This is a genomic window from Carnobacterium divergens, from assembly GCF_900258435.1.
Taxonomy (GTDB): Bacteria; Bacillota; Bacilli; order Lactobacillales; family Carnobacteriaceae; genus Carnobacterium; species Carnobacterium divergens_A.
Genome location: NZ_LT992558.1, coordinates 293,962 through 314,017, shown reverse-complemented (window position 1 = coordinate 314,017; position 20,056 = coordinate 293,962). Strand labels below are relative to the sequence as shown.

At 35.8% G+C, this 20,056-nt stretch carries 17 protein-coding genes; 1 reads left to right on the top strand and 16 read right to left on the bottom strand.

Features of this window, described 5'->3' with window-relative positions:
• Positions 1 to 4: 4 nt before the first annotated feature.
• From CDIMF43_RS02010 to rpsF, 11 genes are all read right to left on the bottom strand, one after another.
• Positions 5 to 1,264, bottom strand: a complete 1,260-nt coding sequence (locus tag CDIMF43_RS02010) for a PTS sugar transporter subunit IIC (protein ID WP_074401278.1) — start codon at positions 1,262 to 1,264, stop codon at positions 5 to 7.
• A gap of 3 nt (positions 1,265 to 1,267) precedes the next feature.
• On the bottom strand, positions 1,268 to 1,579 hold the full coding sequence (locus tag CDIMF43_RS02005) for a PTS lactose/cellobiose transporter subunit IIA (protein ID WP_074401277.1): 312 nt from the start codon (positions 1,577 to 1,579) through the stop codon (positions 1,268 to 1,270).
• Positions 1,580 to 1,593: 14 nt separating this feature from the next.
• Positions 1,594 to 1,911 carry a PTS sugar transporter subunit IIB gene (locus CDIMF43_RS02000; protein WP_074401276.1) on the bottom strand — a complete coding sequence of 106 codons (318 nt, stop codon included), beginning with the start codon at positions 1,909 to 1,911 and terminating at the stop codon, positions 1,594 to 1,596.
• A 109-nt stretch (positions 1,912 to 2,020) separates the two neighbouring features.
• Complete coding sequence (locus CDIMF43_RS01995; protein ID WP_109841052.1) at positions 2,021 to 4,684, bottom strand: sigma 54-interacting transcriptional regulator; 2,664 nt, start codon at positions 4,682 to 4,684, stop codon at positions 2,021 to 2,023.
• A gap of 144 nt (positions 4,685 to 4,828) precedes the next feature.
• Positions 4,829 to 6,121, bottom strand: a complete 1,293-nt coding sequence (locus CDIMF43_RS01990; RefSeq protein WP_034572681.1) for an adenylosuccinate synthase — start codon at positions 6,119 to 6,121, stop codon at positions 4,829 to 4,831.
• A gap of 213 nt (positions 6,122 to 6,334) precedes the next feature.
• On the bottom strand, positions 6,335 to 7,717 hold the full coding sequence (gene dnaB / locus CDIMF43_RS01985; RefSeq protein ID WP_109842316.1) for a replicative DNA helicase: 1,383 nt from the start codon (positions 7,715 to 7,717) through the stop codon (positions 6,335 to 6,337).
• Positions 7,718 to 7,877: 160 nt separating this feature from the next.
• The gene (rplI, locus tag CDIMF43_RS01980) at positions 7,878 to 8,333 is read right to left on the bottom strand and encodes a 50S ribosomal protein L9 (protein ID WP_109841051.1); all 456 of its coding nucleotides are present in this window, start codon (positions 8,331 to 8,333) and stop codon (positions 7,878 to 7,880) included.
• A gap of 3 nt (positions 8,334 to 8,336) precedes the next feature.
• Positions 8,337 to 10,337 carry a DHH family phosphoesterase gene (locus CDIMF43_RS01975; protein WP_109841050.1) on the bottom strand — a complete coding sequence of 667 codons (2,001 nt, stop codon included), beginning with the start codon at positions 10,335 to 10,337 and terminating at the stop codon, positions 8,337 to 8,339.
• Between the two features lie 165 nt (positions 10,338 to 10,502).
• Complete coding sequence (gene rpsR / locus CDIMF43_RS01970; protein WP_034572690.1) at positions 10,503 to 10,739, bottom strand: 30S ribosomal protein S18; 237 nt, start codon at positions 10,737 to 10,739, stop codon at positions 10,503 to 10,505.
• A gap of 40 nt (positions 10,740 to 10,779) precedes the next feature.
• Positions 10,780 to 11,355: a single-stranded DNA-binding protein gene (gene ssb / locus CDIMF43_RS01965; protein ID WP_034572693.1), complete on the bottom strand. Its 576-nt coding sequence runs from the start codon at positions 11,353 to 11,355 to the stop codon at positions 10,780 to 10,782.
• A 52-nt stretch (positions 11,356 to 11,407) separates the two neighbouring features.
• The gene (gene rpsF, locus CDIMF43_RS01960; protein ID WP_034572696.1) at positions 11,408 to 11,707 is read right to left on the bottom strand and encodes a 30S ribosomal protein S6; all 300 of its coding nucleotides are present in this window, start codon (positions 11,705 to 11,707) and stop codon (positions 11,408 to 11,410) included.
• 346 nt (positions 11,708 to 12,053) lie between these two features.
• Between rpsF and CDIMF43_RS01955 the strand changes: the two genes are divergently transcribed.
• Positions 12,054 to 12,506, top strand: coding sequence for a GNAT family N-acetyltransferase (locus tag CDIMF43_RS01955; protein WP_152878364.1), 453 nt, complete (start codon positions 12,054 to 12,056; stop codon positions 12,504 to 12,506).
• A 172-nt stretch (positions 12,507 to 12,678) separates the two neighbouring features.
• Here CDIMF43_RS01955 and gyrA read toward each other — a convergent pair whose 3' ends face one another.
• The 5 genes from gyrA to dnaN all read right to left on the bottom strand — a co-directional run bounded on the left by gyrA (position 12,679) and on the right by dnaN (position 19,954).
• Positions 12,679 to 15,165: a DNA gyrase subunit A gene (gene gyrA, locus CDIMF43_RS01950; RefSeq protein ID WP_034572702.1), complete on the bottom strand. Its 2,487-nt coding sequence runs from the start codon at positions 15,163 to 15,165 to the stop codon at positions 12,679 to 12,681.
• A gap of 64 nt (positions 15,166 to 15,229) precedes the next feature.
• On the bottom strand, positions 15,230 to 17,146 hold the full coding sequence (gene gyrB / locus CDIMF43_RS01945; protein ID WP_109842314.1) for a DNA topoisomerase (ATP-hydrolyzing) subunit B: 1,917 nt from the start codon (positions 17,144 to 17,146) through the stop codon (positions 15,230 to 15,232).
• 23 nt (positions 17,147 to 17,169) lie between these two features.
• Complete coding sequence (recF, locus tag CDIMF43_RS01940; protein ID WP_034572707.1) at positions 17,170 to 18,291, bottom strand: DNA replication/repair protein RecF; 1,122 nt, start codon at positions 18,289 to 18,291, stop codon at positions 17,170 to 17,172.
• On the bottom strand, positions 18,291 to 18,533 hold the full coding sequence (gene yaaA, locus CDIMF43_RS01935; RefSeq protein WP_074401312.1) for a S4 domain-containing protein YaaA: 243 nt from the start codon (positions 18,531 to 18,533) through the stop codon (positions 18,291 to 18,293). The genes recF and yaaA overlap by 1 nt, the downstream gene beginning before the upstream one ends.
• A gap of 278 nt (positions 18,534 to 18,811) precedes the next feature.
• Positions 18,812 to 19,954, bottom strand: coding sequence for a DNA polymerase III subunit beta (dnaN, locus tag CDIMF43_RS01930; RefSeq protein WP_074401269.1), 1,143 nt, complete (start codon positions 19,952 to 19,954; stop codon positions 18,812 to 18,814).
• Positions 19,955 to 20,056 lie beyond the last annotated feature (102 nt).

The window sequence follows — 20,056 nt, the reverse complement described above, 5'->3', positions numbered from 1 at the left end:
CCTATTACTCTTTTTCAAAAGCTGCCTCTGCTTTTACTTTATTTGTATCTAGCATACCGACAAATGGTAGATAAATAAGAATGGATACCACCAATAAAACGACATTTAGCACAACCAACTGCCAGCCCCCCATAAAGATTCCTTTGACAATCTCAGGCATACCGGTTGGCACCATAACGCCGTTTAAACGAGGCACCCAGCCTGCTGCAATGGCAAAATAAGAAATGACAATATTCACCATCGGAGCGCCAATCATCGGAACTAGAATATATGGATTTAAAATCATTGGAACACCAAATTTCAAGGGCTCACTAATTCCAAAAACAGCTGGTAACAACCCTAAACGTCCAACGGTTTTTAACTGGGTACTTTTGGTTTTAAAGGCTAATAAAATGGCAAAGGCTAAATTGTGGGCGCCTTTTTGTTGCATGATAAAGGACATTGTCACAATATACGGTAACGGTGAGCCAGCATTAAACGCGTTTAAATTGGCTAAATCTAAGGGATAATAAACCGCATATAAAATAGCCATTGTTGCCATTGAACCATGAATCCCCAAAAACCATAAAAATTGCATTAAGAAAACTAAAACCAATGCTGCTGGCAAATTCGCGCCTAGTTTTTGCAATGGACCTTGAATCAATTGAATAATCAAATCATGTGCATTTCCATAAGCAGTCAGCGACACCAATTGGCTAATAACAACAAAAATAACTGCAATGACAATACCTGGAATCAAACTGTTAAATGAATTGCTAACGGTTGGTGGAACACTTTCAGGAAGCTTGATTTCCCATTTCTGGTCTAAAATTAATACATAAATACGACTTGCAATTAAACTTACAATAATGGCAACAAATAATCCTTGAGAACCTAAATACTGCATGTTTAATGTTTGAATTTTCTCATCAAAAATCGTAATCGGTGTTACAACAAAGAAGGCCATTAAACTCAGAATCCCTCCCATTGCACCATCTTTATCAAATGAATCTGCTAATTTATAGCCTATCATATAAGCCGCATAAATCGCAATCAGACCCGTTGTAATTCCATATGGAATATTAATCGCCTTTGCAATCCCCGTTGATGTAATGAAGCTTTGATAGCCTTTTATCGGCAGTGCATATAACAACGAAGACATCGCGCCAACAATCATTAATGGAAATAATGTCATCAAACCATCAGACAGGGCTTGGATGTACCGATTACTGGTGAACTTCCCCATAACAACTTGCATGTTTTCTTGTATTTTAGCCCATTTCATTTTTTAATTCCCCCTCATCTTGTCATATAACCCAACAAATTTATCTGCTAAATCACGAACCGTAATCGCGTTCATTAAATGGTCTTGCCCGTGAATCAAAAGCAGTGTAATTTCAACGCCTTCGCCGCTAGCTTCTTTTGTAAGTAACGCTGTCTGACCATTATGGGCCTCATTTAATTTTTCATTGGCTTCTTCTAATTTTGCTTTTGCTTTTTGAATGTCACCTGATTGGGCTATGTCAATTGCTTCCATTGCTAAACTTCTTGCATTTCCTGCCCCTACAATAATCTGCATCACTGCTTGCTCTAAATTCATCGTATCTCTCCTTTTTATTTTCTGACTAAATGGATTGCTTCATTTAATATTTTTTCACCATTTATCATGCCGTAATCGACACTATTAATAACAACGATTGGAAAGCCTTTATCTGCGTACTGTTCTTCGATTTTCTTCTTCATATACATTACTTGCGGGCCTAGCAATAAAATATCCGTTTCATCTGCTAATTTTTTAAACTTGCTTTCTGCTGAAGCCACGATATGAATCGTATCATTAGGATAAAATTCAGTTGCTGCTTTTTGCATTTTTTGAACTAGAATGCTTGTAGACATTCCACCTGCACATACGAGCGTTATTTTGATTTCCATCTTTATTCTCCCCTTTTTTGGTTGATACTAACTACTATTGCAAAAAACGTGCCAAGACACATTAAAAAGCACACCGCTTTGTTATTAGCCATGTGCTTTTGGATGTGTCTTAATGTGTATTAATAAAAAATGAAACCATGTAACACACTTCATCTTCACTGATTTTGATTTGATATTTGTATTCAATACTTCTTAGTGCTTCTTGAATTAATTGAATTTCATCTGCATGTTTTCTCATGAAAAATTCTTTATCTAAAAATTCTGTCCCTTTTTCGCCACCAAACTCTCGGTCAATCATACACGCTAAATGAAAAGCAAATCCAATCAACACATTTAAATTTGATTCGATCGAAAATTGAATTGTTAGAGCTGTGATCAGTTTCTTTACATCTATCACGACTTCCTCTGAATCAACATATTTCAACTGTCCAGCTAGTGTTTTTCCTAATTTCCCATAGGTTTCTGCCAAATCAACTAATTGCTGAATCTCCTGGATTTTAGATTTTTCAATCACCTCTACTAAATCAAAATGAGGGTATTGAAAAGCTAAATGAAAAGGACTCACTATACAGATAATTTCATAAGTCTGGGACAAACTGGCTAGTCTTGAATAAATATCTTCCTTGTCAATTAAATTGATTGCAATGACCTCAAGCATTTCTTCGTCAAAACGCACTTCTGTTTTTAGTATGTTTTTTAAGATTTTCGCCGTCCCTTCACCCGTTGTACAAATTGTTACGATGGCAAATTTAACCGAATTTTTTTTACTATGTTCTTGAATTTCTTCCTCAATCAAAAGATTCACGGCAAGGGTTTCCTTATAGACTGTTTGCAAGGGATAGCCCAACATGGATTTTCGAACTGCTTCTAACACATGTAGCGTAGAAACTAATTGGATCGTTTGAGTATCTATCCCAAAGGTCTTACTAATCTCATTTCCAAAAGTATTTAACGATCCCATATCCACCATAAACAAAATAGGCGCCTTGATTTGATGCGTTTGAATATACGCTTTAATTCGAAGAAGCGAGTCTTGTGGTTTTTCAGATAGCGGCACGTCAAATCCAATCCCGTATTCTTCACCTAATAATTGATTGACTGTATTCACAATTGATGTTGCTGTTGATTCACCATGAGTGACTACAAAAACTCGTACTTCTTCTTGAACTTGTTTTTTAGTATGATTGCCATATGCAAAGAACAAGGTTAGATAATTGGCTTCGCTGATTGGCAATTCAATTTCAAACTCTTGATTAAATAACCGAATACAGTCACAAGAAACTTGATATTCTCGTGGATAGCTTTTTTCAGTATTTTCAAATAGCTGATTTTCGTAATAATGATTCTTTTTAACACGAGATACTGCCTTTTCAAGATGTAACGCCAAGCCATAAAAAATACGATTTCCAAACACCGTCTCCAACTGACTTTCCGCATATTGAATCATTCGTTCTACACTCGCAATAATACGTTGATCTACTAATTTTTCAATATAGCGTTGATTGGCGTTTTTCTTTGTTTGATTCATGTATTCTTCAAAGTACAGATGAATCTCCTTGTTTAAATTCTCTTCTAGTTTTTTTCCGCTAATCCCTAAATGCGTTAATTCAATTTTTTTATGGTCAATCAATTCATAAATATCCTGCTGATCAATCGGTTCTTCTAAATAGTGTGTAGCATCTCCTGAAAATTCAAAATACCGCTGGTTAATGCCAATAATTTTATTCCAAAGTTTACGGTGTTGAACTTCCAACAATAATCCAGCGTTTACTTTTTCAGATAAATCCAATGCTGAGATTTGAATCTTTTTTGCGTGGTTGGATAAGTACTCTGCATACGCTTTGGCACAGGCCAATTGCACATCTGACTTTAACTCTCCGATATTATGTTTGCACTCGTAACTTAAAAAAGCTCTTAATGAATTTACGGAAACGGTAATTGGCTCTTTTAATTTAGCTGATTCTTGATTGATAAAATACTTAATGAGTGCAAATCGTTCTTCTAACTGTCGACTTTTAAGATTTGGCAATTTAATTACCATGGGCATTCTTCTAACGAAGGTTTCTAATAAAGTAGCTGTTGGATTTTCAGTTGTCGCTGCTACAATCATCACCTGTGAGCTGCGTTCGTTTTCTGTTTCTCCTAGTCTTCTAAACGTTCCTTTATCCATAAAAGTAAACAACATTTCTTGACCTTCTGGTGGTAATCGATGGACTTCATCTAAGAACAGTACACCTTGGTCTGCTAATTCAATCAAGCCTTTACGATCTTCATTGGCTCCAGTAAAGGCATTTTTTTTCACGCCAAATAATTGCGCTAAAAGCATTTGAGGGTTGTGGCTATAGTCAGCACAATTAAAACTAATTAACTGCTCATTTTGAGTAAAGCGCTTCATTTCTTTTCCAAATGAAAATAACATTTCAGCAAACATTGATTTCCCTGTTCCAGTTTCACCTAATAGTAAGGTATTCATGCCATTGGGGGGATATAAAACAGCCGCTTTAGCTTGCTCAATTGCTTTGGACAATGAGGGATTTTCAATTAAAAATAAGTCGAATCCTACCTCTTTAGGTAGCGTTTTCTTTTCTTCCTTTGGAAAATAATATACTGGTTTTCCCATCTCTTTACGCGCTTTTCCCATTCTCACAAGTTCATTCAAATCAGAACTTACGTTATTACGACTAAATGACGTTAAACTCGCTACATCTTTTGTGGTTAAACCCTTAATTCCTTGTTTTTTTAGCACCTCATAAATTATCTGAATTCGTTTCATTATTCTACTCCTTTACTGGGTGACAGACTGGACAATTAAAGTATAACTTTTAAATCCTATTTCTACAACAACCTCTCTCCATTCAAAAAAAGACTAGTTTCCCCATATTGGGAACACTAGCCTTTAGGTTTAAGTTTAAATGACTTAAATTTGTGCCCAAACACTTTCTAATACATTCGTTTGGTTACGATCTGGACCTACTGAGAAAGTTGAAATACGTACGCCTACTAATTCAGAAACACGGTGCACATAGTTACGTGCATTAGCCGGTAATTCTTCAAGAGTACGACAACCTGTAATATCTTCGCTCCAACCTGGTAGCTCTTCATAAATCGGTGTACATTCAGCTAATTCTTTTAAGCTAGCTGGGTAATGAAAAATCGTTTCACCGTTACGTTCGTAAGAAGTACAAATTTTAACGGTTTCTAACCCACTTAAAACATCAATTGAATTCAGTGATAAGTTTGTAATTCCAGAAACACGTTTTGCGTGACGCATTACAACCGTATCAAACCAACCCACACGACGAGGGCGTCCTGTTGTAGTACCGTATTCTTTCCCTACTTCACGAATTTGTTGACCTACTTCATCGAATAATTCAGTTGGGAAAGGACCGTCACCAACGCGACTTGTATAAGCTTTACATACGCCTACAACTTTATCAATTTTAGAAGGACCAACGCCACTCCCGATTGTCACACCGCCGGCAACAGGGTTTGAAGACGTAACAAATGGATACGTTCCTTGATCGATATCTAGCATTACGCCTTGTGCGCCTTCAAAAAGAACCCGTTTGCCAGCATCTAATGCGTCATTTAAAATAACTGACGTGTCACAGACATATTTTTTAATTTGTTGACCATATTCATAATACTCTTCAAAAACATCATCAAATTCAATAGGTGTTGACTCAAACATTTTAACGAATTGACGATTTTTTTCTTCTAAGTTAATACGTAGACGTTCAGCAAAAATTTCTTTGTCTAATAAATCAGCAACTCGAATCCCAACACGTGCTGCTTTATCCATATACGCTGGACCAATCCCTTTAATGGTTGTTCCAATTTTTTGATCTCCTTTTGAATCTTCTTGTAATTGATCCAAGTGGATATGATAAGGTAAAATAACATGTGCACGATCTGAGATACGTAGATTATCCGTATCAATATTTTTATCTTTTAGGTAAGCCAATTCAGTTACAAGTGATTTTGGGTTTACCACAACGCCATTTCCTATAACGCTAATTTTCTCCTTATAGAAAATACCTGAAGGAATTAAGTGTAATTTGTACGTCACACCGTCAAATTTGATTGTGTGTCCTGCATTATCGCCACCTTGGTAACGTGCAATCACTTCCGCATTTTCACTTAAAAAATCTGTAATCTTACCTTTTCCTTCATCGCCCCATTGTGTTCCCACAACTACTACTGAAGACATATGAACACCTCATTAATTTTATTTATAAAAACCAAATACATCTAATTCTATCAGTTTTACATAAAGGATTCAAGGTAAAAACGAATATTTGATTCAAATAATAAAATAAAAAGGCATAAAAACGAACAATTTATTAATTTTCACTAAAATATCAGCAAAAATACGAACGAATTTAAAAAACAAAAAAGTGATCCGTTAAGATCACTCTTCATGTTACATAGGCGGTTCTGGCATATAGGATAAGGATGAAAACTTATTGTATTCCTTAACAAACAATAGTTTCACCGTACCACGAGCGCCACTCCGGTTTTTTTCAATAATGACTTCAATAATATTATCTTCGCCAGCTGCATCGCGATCTCCGTCGTCGTCATCTTCTCCACCTTCACGATCATAATAATCATCACGGTATAAAAAGGCAACAATATCTGCATCTTGCTCGATAGATCCAGATTCACGAATATCACTTAAAACGGGACGTTTGTCTTGTCTTTGCTCTACGCCACGAGACAATTGCGACAATGCAATAACGGGTACTTTTAATTCTTTCGCTAATTTTTTTAATTGACGGGAAATTTCAGAAACCTCTTGTTGGCGACTTTCTTTCCCACTACCTTCAATCAATTGCAAATAATCGATTAAAATTAATCCAAGTCCGCCTTTTTCTTGAGCTAAACGCCGGCATTTCGCTCTAATTTCAGCAATTCGAATCCCCGGTGTATCATCAATATAAATACTCGCCTTCGATAGGCTTCCCATCGCTACAATTAGACTTTGCCATTCCTCTTCTGAAAGATTCCCTGTTCGTAAATGACTGGCATCAATACTGCCCTCGGCGCATAGCATCCGATTGACTAAAGATTCCGCCCCCATTTCTAAGCTAAAAATAGCAACCGTCTCATCTGTCTTTGTTCCAATGTTTTGTGCGATATTTAACGCAAAGGCTGTTTTCCCTACCGCGGGACGTGCAGCTAAAATAATCAACTCTTCTGATTGTAAACCTGCTGTCATTTGATCCAATGCTTGATAGCCTGTTGGGATACCGGTAATTTCTTCGTCATTTTGATACAACCGATCAATTTCTGCAATCGAACTGTTTAATACATCTGAAATCGCTAAAAAACCGTTGCTATTGCGTCTTTCAGATACTTCGAGAATACTACGTTCAGCCTGATCTAAAATAGCTCCTAGCTCTTCTCCTTCTTCATAACCTTGGGTCACAATATCTGTTGCTGTATGAATCAGTTTTCTTAAAATTGATTTTTGTTCAATAATTTTTGCATAGTGTTCCATATTCGCAGCAGTTGGAACTGCAATGGCAAGTTCGGCCAAATACGGCATTCCGCCAACATCTTCTAATTGATTTTTTGATTCTAAACTATTCATAACCGTCACAACGTCAATAGCTTCATTGCGGTCATTTAATTCTAACATTGTTTGAAAAATAATTTGATGGCCACGACGATAAAAATCTTGTGCCTCTAAAAATTCCAATGCGCCTACGACTGTTTCGGGGTCAAGAAAAATAGCACCTAAAACGGCTTGCTCTGCCTCAATACTTTGTGGCGGCAATCGGTCTTGAAAAGCTTCATTCACCAATTTTTATCTTCCTTTCATAAGTAAATTTCTTCTACTTGGAGCGGCTTCTTAATTTGTTTCAGTCTCATCATTTTACCGCAAAAAACAACTTAATACAATGAATAGAAAAAGAGCAAAACAGTCTCGTAAAACTGCTTTGCCCTTTAAAATGATTCGTCTACGCTTCTTGTGAAACATTCACTGTCAACGTTGCCACAACTTCTGGATGAATTTTAACATCTAGTTTTGTTACTCCAAGATTGCGAATCGGAGTTGTTAAATCAATTTTACGTTTGTCTAATTTAATATCATATTGTTTTTTTACTGCATCTGCAATTTGTTTTGAGGTAATTGAGCCAAATAAACGACTATCTTCTCCAGCTTTCGCTTTCATTTCAATTACATGTTTATCGTCTTCTAATACAGCTTTCAATTGGTTCGCTTCAGCCAAAATTTCTGCATTGTGCTTATCTTCGGCTTTCTTTTGTCCTGCTAATTCACTTAATGTTGATGAATTGGCTTCTTTTGCTAATCCATTTTTGATTAGGTAGTTTTGTGCATAACCATCTGCTACATTCTTCGTTTCACCTTTTTTACCTTTACCTTTAACATCTTCTAAAAAAATGACTTTCATTTATTATTCCTCCTTATTTTGTTCATTAATAACTTGTTTTAATTGTTCTTTTGCTTCAGCTACTGTAGTGTCACTAAGCTGTGTAGCCGCATTTGATAGATGCCCACCACCACCAAGTGCTTCCATAATAATTTGAACGTTAATTTCCCCAAGACTTCTCGCACTGATTCCAACTCGTCCATCTGCTCGCTTCGTAATCACGAAGGACGCATCTACATCCGCCATGGAGAGCATGGTATCTGCAGCTTGAGCAGCGACTACAGTGTCGTAGGTTTCATCCTCTTCACCAGTTGCAATGGCCAAATTGGATTTCACAAATTCAATGGATTGAATCAAATGACTTCTCAATAAATAGGTATCTACGTTTTCTTTCAGTAATCGTTGAATCATAACTGAATCTGCTCCACAAGAACGTAAATAGCTCGCAGCGTCAAAGGTTCTTGAACCTGTTCGAAGAGAAAAACTTCTCGTGTCTACAATAATTCCTGCTAGCATAGCAGTTGCTTCAATTTTATTGATTGGGTCTGATTCGTTTGACTGATATTCAAACAATTCAGTAATCAATTCAGCAGCTGACGATGCATATGGTTCAATATAAACCAATACTGGATTTTCTGGGAATTCTTCGCCACGACGATGGTGATCAATTACAACAATTTGGTTCGTTAGGGTTAACAATTCAGGTGCAATTGAAATAGATGGACGATGCATATCAACCATCACCAATAAACTTGTTGCTGTCATTTTTTCAGCAGCTTCTTTTGGAGTAATGATGTATTTACTAATATTTTCGTCTTTTTTTACCTCATCCATTAATCTTGAGATATCATTACTAAATTCATCTGGGTTTACAACAATCCATGCTTCTTTATGGTTCATTTCTGCAATACGGCGAATGCCTAAACAAGAACCGATTGCATCCATATCTGGATATTTATGTCCCATTACAAAAATTTGATCCGACTGTTTCATTAATTCTTGTAATGCTTGACTAATCATCCGAGAACGAACACGTGTTCGTTTTTCCATTGGATTCGTTTTTCCACCATAAAAGCGAGCATCTTCCTCACTTGATTTTACAACTACTTGATCTCCACCACGACCTAATGCCAAATCTAAATTGCTTTGAGCTAGATTTGCTAAATTGCTTAAATCTTTATCTCCGTATGCAAGACCTATGCTTAGGGTTAGTGGGAAGTTTTGTTTAGATGTACGTTCACGAACACGATCGATGATACTAAATTTTTCTTCTTCAATTTTTTGCAATGACTTCAAATACATCAACACAATAAATCGATCTTCAGAAACTCGTTTTAAATAAATATGATGCTCTTTTGCCCAATTAGATAATTGTGTTGTTACAAAGTTATTTAAATTGGAAGTACTACGATCATTCATTGATTGAACAATTTCATCATAGTTATCGATAAAGATATTTCCAATAACCAATTGTTCTTCTTCATACTGTTCTTTTATCTTATAATATTGCGTAATATCCATTAAATAAATAACTTTAATATCATCCTGAACAATAATTTGAAACTCTTTATCTCCCCATCTTACATTGCTTAAACCTTTTGTTTTATTATTTTTAATAACGTTGGCCAATTCCAAATCAATCTCATCAATTTTCTTGCCTAATACTTCTTTTTTTCCAAGATAAAGCTGTAAATAAGGATTTGTCCATTGAACTTCATACTTTTCATTATACAGCAAAATACCGATAGGCATTTTAATTAAAGCCTCTTGTTCGCCTCTTTTTATTCGATAAGATAAATCAGCAATATATTTATTTGTTTCTACTGTAATTTTTTTCATTGAATAATAAAGCAATAAAAGAACAATAATAAATAAAACAGATAATGCTAAACCAATATAAAACTTAGCAAAAAATGCTAAAATAACAATTAAAACCAATAATCCACTTAGAACAAATGTTGCAATTCTCAGCTTTTCATCTTTAAAAAAACTCGGGAGTTTTTCATGAGGCAACTTTTTTTCCATATCATACTCCTTCTTTTAGCAAGTGTATTCAATAGGGGATACTCTCTTATTTTACCATAATCTAGGGATTTATTCTAGCTAGCCTCTTATTATGTTTCACGTGAAACATAATAATTTTATAAAAAAAAAGCCGTGATCGAAATCACGGCTTTTTTTATTTATCTACTATTCAGCTGTTACGAATGGTAATAATCCCATAATACGAGAACGTTTGATAGCAATTGTTAATTTACGTTGGTGTTTAGCACAAGTACCAGTAACACGACGAGGTAAAATTTTTCCTCTTTCAGAGATAAAACGTTTTAATAGTTCAGTATCTTTGTAATCGATATGGTCAATGTGGTTTGCTGTAAAATAACAAACTTTACGGCGCTTACGTCCGCCTCTGCGTTGTTGAGCCATTATTTAAATCCTCCTTTTCATTTTCCAAACTAATTTTATATTAGAATGGTAAATCATCATCTGAGATATCAATTTGTTGTCCACTTGTTGCAAATGGATCATCATTTCTCTCGAAATTTTGATATTGTTGTTTAGGAGCTGTTGATTGATTATTCGTGCTATTATTAGCTGAATTTTGTTGATAACCACCACTTTGGTATTGGTTGTTGCTACTACTTCCACCAGAATAACTAGTATTTTGATTGGTTGTAGGAGCGCTACTATTTCCATCATGACTTTGACGTTGTTCACTAACAGATTTTGATTCTAATAATGAGAACGTATCAACAACAACTTCAGTAACGTATACACGTTGCCCTTGTTGATTATCATAAGAACGCGTTTGAATACGGCCTTCCACACCAACTAAAGAACCTTTTCGGGTAAAATTAGCTAGAGTTTCAGCAGTTTTTCTCCAAGCAACACAGTTGATAAAATCAGCTTCTCTTTCACCGCTTTGGTTCGTAAATTGTCTATTCACCGCAACTGTAAATGAAGCAACCGCTGCGCCATTTGAAGTATATCGCAAATCAGCATCTTTAGTTAATCTTCCAACTAAAACAACTCTATTAATCATCTTTTTAAGCTCCTTTCTTTCTTAAAATGTTTCATGTGAAACAATTTTAAGTTTAAACTTCTTCTCTAATTACCATATGACGAATAATGTCATCGCTAATCTTAGCTAGACGATCAAATTCATTGATAGCCGCTGCATCAGTTGCAGTTAACTTCACGATATGATAAATTCCCTCGCGGAAATCTTTAATTTCGTAAGCTAAACGGCGTTTCGCCCAGTCTTTAGATTCGATCACTTCAGCGCCATTATCTTTTAAGATAGTATCGAAGCGTTCAACAACAGCTGCTTTAGCTGCCTCTTCAATGTTCGGACGGATAATGTACATAATTTCGTATTTTGCTGTTTGACTCATCTGACTGTCACCTCCTTGTGGACTTTGGCTCTTTTTTTAGTAAAAAGAGCAAGGAGAGCATTCTATAAATAGATTACTCACGTCCAATAAGTGTACCATTTCCAAGGATATGTGTCAATGTTTTTTATCCATCAAGCTGAATTAGATACCTCATGTTTTTTAATTTTGTTTTTTCTATTCTTTACTCTTTTTTAGATTAGCCTAAAAAGGCCGATACTTCAGAAATTACTAATTGATGGAACTAGAATTAAAATTAGTTATTTAAATTAGGAAGATCAGGTGACGGATTCGGTAAATTTATGTGTTATGATAATTTATAAAAATTAACTATTAAGGAGAACTAGTTATGACCATAAGTTTTAGAAAGATAAAAAATGAAGATTTTTCTGTATGTGCAACTATTTTAATGGCTGCGTATAATGGTGCGCCTTGGAATAATACATGGACGAAAAAAGATGCTCTTCTTAGAATTGAAGCTACAATGAGTGGCTTTAATTCTAGAGGTTATGTAGTGGAGAAAAATAATGAAATTATTGCAATGTGTTTAGGTAGAATTGATTACTACTACAACAATTGGAGTCAATTTTGTATTGATGAATTTAATGTTACTCCTGCTTTACAAGGAGCGGGCATTGGTAAAAATTTGTTAATTTTTATTGCTAACGTAATGAAGGATGAGAAGATTAATAGAATTTTTTTGATTACTGGAGGAGAACAGGCATCAAATTTTTATAAAAAAAATGGATTTGTAACCTCCAATGAGGGCATAATGATGGCATATGATTTACAAAATGATTAAAAATAGTTTCATTTCAAAATAATGAGGACGATGTAAATGCCCTCCTTCTGGGGGTTTTTTTTGTTCTTTATTCATTTCATAAAAACTTAATAAAAATCAGGCTAATTATCTCCTGCAAAACACAGAAAACAACTAGCCTGATTAAAAAAACATTTATTTATAGATCCTTTGGTTAAGCTTCATCATTTTGAACAGGTTTTTCTTCTGTTGCAGTTTCCTCTTCAATTGGTTCTGCTTCCACTTTAGCCATTGTTGACACGATTGCGTCTTCCCCAACACGAATCAAACGAACACCTAATGTTGCACGACCGGTTTGTGACACTGAGTCTACTTCGAAACGGATAATGACACCTGTGTTTGTTATCAACATGATGTCTTCGTCTCCATTAACAGTTGTCAAGCCTGCTAATTTACCGTTTTTCTCGGTAATGTTAGCTGTCTTGATTCCTTTACCGCCACGACCTTTAATTGGATATTCGCTAGCTTTAGTACGTTTTCCGTAACCATTTTCAGTAATTACTAATACTTCTGAGTCAGCTTTTAAAACGTCCATTCCAACAACATAATCATCTTCACGTAAACGAATTCCACGAACACCGCTTGCGCTTCGTCCCATATCACGAACTGTGTTTTCATCGAAACTAACCGCATAGCCTAAATGAGTTCCGATAATCACATTTTGTTCGCCGTTGGTTACACAAACATTCATCAATTCATCGTCTTCGCGTAAGACAATCGCTTTTAGTCCGTTGCTACGAATATTAGAAAAGGCACTTACTGATGTACGTTTTACAACACCTTTAAGAGTTGTAAAGAATAGATAGGTGTCCTCTTCTGATTTTCCTTTAACGTTGATAATCGCTTGGATTTTTTCGCCAGAATCAATTCCTAGTAAGTTGATTGCTGGAATTCCTTTAGCTGTACGGCCGTATTCAGGAATTTCATAGCCTTTGGCACGATATACTTTTCCGTTATTGGTAAAGAATAATAACGTATCATGTGTTGAACAAGAAACAAGATTTTCGATGAAATCATCATCGTGCATCCCCATTCCTTGAACACCACGCCCACCACGACGTTGCGCTCTGAATTCATTGTTTGGCAAACGTTTGATGTAGCCATTATGAGTCAAAGTAATTACGATATCTTCTTCTTCAATCAGGTCTTCATCTTCTAGACTAAGAACTTCTCCTACAAGCAATTCTGTACGACGAGGATCGCCATATTTTTCTTGAATTTCTAGTAGTTCTGTTTCAATAATCGTATGAATTCGTTGACTGCTTCCTAAAATATCTGCCAAATCTGTAATTAATTCAATTAAGTCATTGTATTCAGCTTCAATTTTTTCACGTTCCAAACCAGTTAAACGAACCATTCGCATATCTAAAATTGCTTGTGCTTGTTTATCAGATAAACCGAAACGCTCGATTAATTCTGTTTTAGCCACATCACCCGTTTTTGAACCGCGAATAATTTTAATGATTTCATCGATGTGGTCTAACGCAATTCGTAAACCTTCGAGAATATGAGCTCTTGCTTCAGCTTTTTGTTTATCAAATTGAGTACGACGACGAATAACGATTTCTTGATGCTCTAAGTAGTGGGTTAAAATGGATTTTAAACTCAATACTTTTGGGACACCGTTAACAATCGCTAGCATATTAAAACCAAAAGAAGTTTGCATTGGTGTCAATTTGTATAAATTATTCAAAACAACACTTGCACTCACATCACGTCTAACATCGATAACCACACGCATACCATCACGATCGGACTCATCAGTTAAATCGGTAATACCTTCAATTCGTTTTTCACGAGCTAGTTCCGCAATACGCTCAACTAATTTAGCTTTGTTGACCATATAAGGCAATTCGTTCACTATAATGCGTTCCTTGCCATTTTTACGTATTTCGACATCAACCTTAGCACGAATCATAATCGAGCCTCTACCAGTCTCATATGCGCGTCTAATGCCAGATTTACCCATGACCAATCCACCAGTTGGGAAATCAGGTCCAGGTAACACTTCCATCAAATCGGCTGTTGTTGCATCTGGGTCGTTCATCAAAATATGCAACGCAGAAATAACTTCTGATAAATTATGTGGCGGAATATTCGTTGCCATCCCAACCGCAATCCCTGTTGCACCATTGACTAAAAGGTTAGGAAAACGTGCTGGTAGCACTTCTGGTTCACGTTCCGAGCCATCATAGTTATCTTGATAATCAACTGTATTTTTATTGATATCACGTAACATTTCAACAGCAATTTTAGACATTCTTGCTTCGGTATAACGCATCGCAGCGGCACCATCACCATCGACAGAACCAAAGTTTCCGTGTCCGTCAACTAAGGTACTACGATAACTAAAGGGTTGAGCCATCCGTACCATTGATTCATAAATCGCACTATCGCCATGTGGATGATATTTCCCCATAACGTCTCCGACAATACGAGCTGATTTTTTATAGGCCTTATCAGGTGTTACTCCAAGTTCGTTCATCCCATATAAAATACGACGATGAACGGGTTTCATCCCATCTCTAACATCTGGCAACGCACGCGCTACGATTACACTCATTGCATAATCTAAAAACGAGGTACGCATTTCTTCTGTCAGATTTTTTTGTGCAATCTTCTCTTTAAATTCCTCAGCCATTCGTTAAAATCCTCCTTGTGAGAAAAATTGGCTGCTAACTAACAGCCAATATCTTTTTCTATCCCTAGATATCTAGGTTTTGAACGTAAACTGCATTGTCTTCAATAAATTTACGTCTTGGTTCAACACGGTCACCCATTAACATTTCAAAAACTTCATCTGCTTCAATTGCATCATCGACAGTTACTTGTAGCATCGATCTGCTTTCTGGATCCATTGTCGTTTCCCAAAGTTGTTCCGCATCCATTTCTCCAAGACCTTTATAACGTTGAATTACAGGTTTTGGTTGTGCTGGAATTTCTTTTAGGTAATTTTCCAACTCTAAGTCAGAATCTAAATAGACCACTTTTTTCCCTTGTCGAACTTGATACAAAGGTGGTTGTGCAATGTAAACATAACCTGCTTCAACGACTGGACGCATATAGCGATAGAACAAAGTTAATAGCAAGGTTCTGATATGCGCGCCATCGACATCGGCATCGGTCATGATGACAAGCTTGTGGTAACGTGCTTTGGAAATATCAAAATCGCCACCAAATCCTGTCCCCATTGCCGTAAATAACGAACGAATTTCTTCGTTTGCTAAAATTTTGTCTAGGGAAGCTTTTTCTACGTTTAAGATTTTCCCACGAATCGGTAAAATCGCTTGGAATAAGCGTGAACGACCTTGTTTAGCAGAACCGCCGGCTGAATCTCCTTCGACAATAAAAATTTCGCTGATTTTAGGATCTTTGCTTGAACAATCGGCTAATTTACCTGGTAAATTACTGATTTCTAAGCCACTCTTTTTACGGGTTACTTCACGGGCTCTTTTAGCAGCTAAACGAGCTTTTGAAGCTAAAATCCCTTTTTCAACAACGCGACGAGCTACTTGTGGGTTTTCCATCAAGAACTTATCGAAATGAGCAGAAAATAGACGATCCGTAATAGTACGCGCTTCTGAATTTCCTAACTTAGTTTTCGTTTGACCTTCAAATTGTGGATCTGGATGTTTGATTGAGACAACAGCTGTCAATCCTTCACGAACATCTTCACCCGTTAAGTTTTCTTCGTTTTCTTTCATCAATTTATTTTTACGTGCATAATCATTGATGACACGAGTTAAAGCTGTTTTAAATCCAGACTCGTGTGTACCGCCTTCGTAGGTGTGAATGTTGTTAGCAAAACTCAATAAACTTGTATGGTAGCCGTCTGTATATTGCATTGCAGCTTCCACAACAATTCCTTGTTGTTCGCCTTCAATGTAAATAGGTTCATCAAATAATACATTTTTATTGTGGTTTAAGTGTTCAACATAACTCTTGATTCCACCTCCATAATGGAATTCACGTAAAGTTTCATGTTCCGCACGTTTATCTTCGATAGAAATTCTCAAGCCTTTGTTTAAGAACGCCAATTCACGAACACGAGTAGATAATTTTTCAAATTCAAAAGTTGTTGTTTCCGTAAAAATTGTTGGATCTGGAATAAAATGGACAGTTGTTCCGTGACGTTCTGTTTCACCGATTACTTTTAAATCATCGACCACTTTTCCTTGATGGAATTCTTGGTAATGGATTTGACCATCTTTGTAAACTTTAACGTCAAGAACACTTGATAACGCATTTACAACAGAAGAACCTACCCCGTGAAGTCCGCCAGAAACCTTGTATCCGCCTCCGCCAAACTTACCACCTGCATGTAAGACTGTAAAAACTGTTTCAACGGCTGGACGACCTGTTTTTGCTTGAATCCCGATTGGAATTCCGCGTCCATCATCGATAACGGTGATACTGTCATCTTCTTCAATAATGACTTTGATTTCAGTTGCAAAACCAGCTAATGCCTCATCAATTGAGTTATCAACGATTTCCCAAACTAAATGGTGCAGACCTTGTCCACTAGTTGAACCAATATACATCCCAGGACGTTTTCTAACCGCTTCTAAACCTTCTAAAACTTGAATTTGGCTAGCATCATATTCTTGTGCTAATGCCTTCATATCTTTAATTTCTTCAGACACGTTTATTCACTCTCCATTTCTACATGACCATCTGTTACGTGAAAAACACGAGGTGCTTCTAACATATTTTTCTTGATTCCATCCAAACTAGTAGTGGTTAAAAAAGTTTGAACTTTATTTTCAATTGCTTTTAGTAAGTGCGTTTGACGTTCGTCATCTAATTCTGACAATACATCGTCTAATAAAAGCAAGGGATACTCATCTGTCATTTCTTTCATCAAATCAATTTCTGCCAGCTTAACGCTTAAGGCTGTTGTCCGTTGCTGACCTTGGGAACCATACGTCTGCACGTTTTGTTGATTGACTATAAATTTCAAATCATCGCGGTGAGGCCCAACTAATGTGCTGCCTTGATCTAATTCGCGTTTTTTTACTTTTTCAAAGGCCGCTAATAAATCCAAATAAAGTTGATCTTTATCCGCCTTGTCGGTGGCCGTGATAGTACATTGATACTCAATTTGTAATTCTTCTTTTTGTCTGGATATTTCAGCATGGATTGGTTTTGCCCAGCTTTCTAATTTTTGAACAAACAAAAAGCGTTCTTGCAAAATAGCTGCACCATGAGTAGCCAGTTGCTCGGTTAGCACTTCAAGAAAGGTTAAATCCTTCGCTTTTTTTAGCATCAATTGTTTTAGGTAATTGTTTCGTTGCTTTAAGATATGCTGATAATTCACCAAATGATGTAAATAGATTGGGCTCATTTGTCCCATTTCCATGTCTAAAAATTTTCTACGAACAGAAGGCGATCCCTTTACCAGCGACAAATCCTCTGGAGCAAATAAAATAACGTTTAACTTCCCAATATAATCACTGAGTTTTTTTTGCTCTAAGTGGTTAAATTTGGCTTTTTTTCCTTTGCTTGAAATCGTAATTTCTAACGGAAAAGAAGTATTTTTCTTTTGAATACGCCCTGTTAAACGAGCAAAGTCTTCTTGCCAGTGAATTAACTCTTTATCATTTGAAGTCCGATGACTTCTTGTCATTGCTAAAACATAGATGGCCTCCATCAAATTCGTTTTTCCTTGGGCATTTTCTCCAAGAAAAACATTGATTCCTTCTGAAAAGGACACATCAGCTGTTTCATAATTGCGATAATTAGCTAATTTAATTTCTTCTAAATGCATTACAGTTCTTCCTCGGTCGTCACTTTTTCTGATTGTACAAAAAAGCTGCCGACTTCTGGAATTTCAACTACTGATCCTGGATAAATTTTCTTTCCTCGACGATTTTCAATTTCATTATCCAATAAAACAGTGTGCTCAGCTAAATACCACTTTGCCATCCCACCACTGCTAATTACATCGATATGCTTTAAAAGTTTGCCCAGTGTAATGAATTCACTATCAATTAAAACGGCTTGTTTCACTTGATTCACCTGCTTTTCAATAAAATAAGCGTGGATGGTCTGCCAATCCACGCAATTTTTTTAATCTGTATAAGAACATTATACTCTTTTTTTAACGACTTTACAAATAAATTAGGGAATTTTCATAGGTTATTCGCATTTTGTTCGAAAAACTCAAAAAGACCTTAAACCATCAAAAAAAGCTTAAAACGAAAAATAAGGGCTATTTTAATTGATGATATGTAAAAAATCCCCATTTTCCAAATAAAAATTCAGAAAATGAAGATTTTTAATTATTTTTAAAATGTACGAACTGGAGTAATCAATTGGATAAAGTTCTGATTGTCTTCACTTGGAACCAAAATAAAGGGACGAACAGGTGATGTAAATTTAATTCGGATATCCGTTTGACCAAAAGTTCTTAAAGCATCTTTCATATAATCTGGATTGAACGATAAATCAATCGACTCACCTTCAACTGAAATATAAGCTAATTCTTCTTTTACATTCCCAACATCTGGCGAATTTCCAGAAATCTCAACTAATTCAGGTGAAATTGAAATTTTAACAACGTTATTTTTTCCTTCGTGAGATAGCAATGACGCGCGTTCAATGGAACCTAATAATGAGCTTGCGTTAAAAACAATTTCTGTTGCAGCAGATTCAGGAATCAAACGAGCTGTATCTGGGTAATACCCTTCTAACAAGCGAGAATAGAAATACATATTTTCAGTTTTAAATAAAACTTGATTTTCTGTAATCATCATTTCAATGTTTTCATGACGTTCATCTAACGTTCTTGACAATTCAATCAAACTTTTTCCTGGAATGATAATGTTGTATTTTTGATCTGCTAATGCTGAGCTTACTTCAAGTGGAATAATTCGTTGACTTAAACGATGACTGTCGGTAGCCACTGCTAGCAATTTGCCATTTTCAATGACCATATTAACCCCCGTTAAAATAGGGCGACTTTCATGAGTTGAAATAGCAATAACCGTTTGTCCAATAACTTGTTTAAATAAATTAATTGGCAACGAAAAGGTTTCTTGCGTATCGATGACTGGCAAATGTGGATAGTTATTTGCATCTAATCCATTAACTGTAAAAGAAGCATTTGCAGAAGTAATTAACGTTTGGAAATGGTCAAGAACTTCAATTTGCATCATTTCATCAGGAAGTTTTTTTACAATTTCACTAAAGAAACGTGCTTGCAAGACAATGCTACCTGCTTGATCGATGGTTAAATTATTTTTTTCATCTTCGACAGGAATAAAGGCTTCAATGGAAATATCAGAATCACTTCCGGTTAACGTTAAGCCTTCTTCAGAAGCTTGAATTTTAATCCCAGTCAAAATTGGAATGGTTGTTCTTGATGAAATAGCTCTTTGTACATCAGCTAAACTTTTTAAAAATTCACTTCGTTTAATTGAAAATTTCATTTTAATTGTACCTCCAAAATTAGTTTAATTTATTTAATAAATAAGATAGTAATAGTAGTAGGGCCTGTTAATACTGTGGAAAAGAATAAGGAGCCTTAGAGA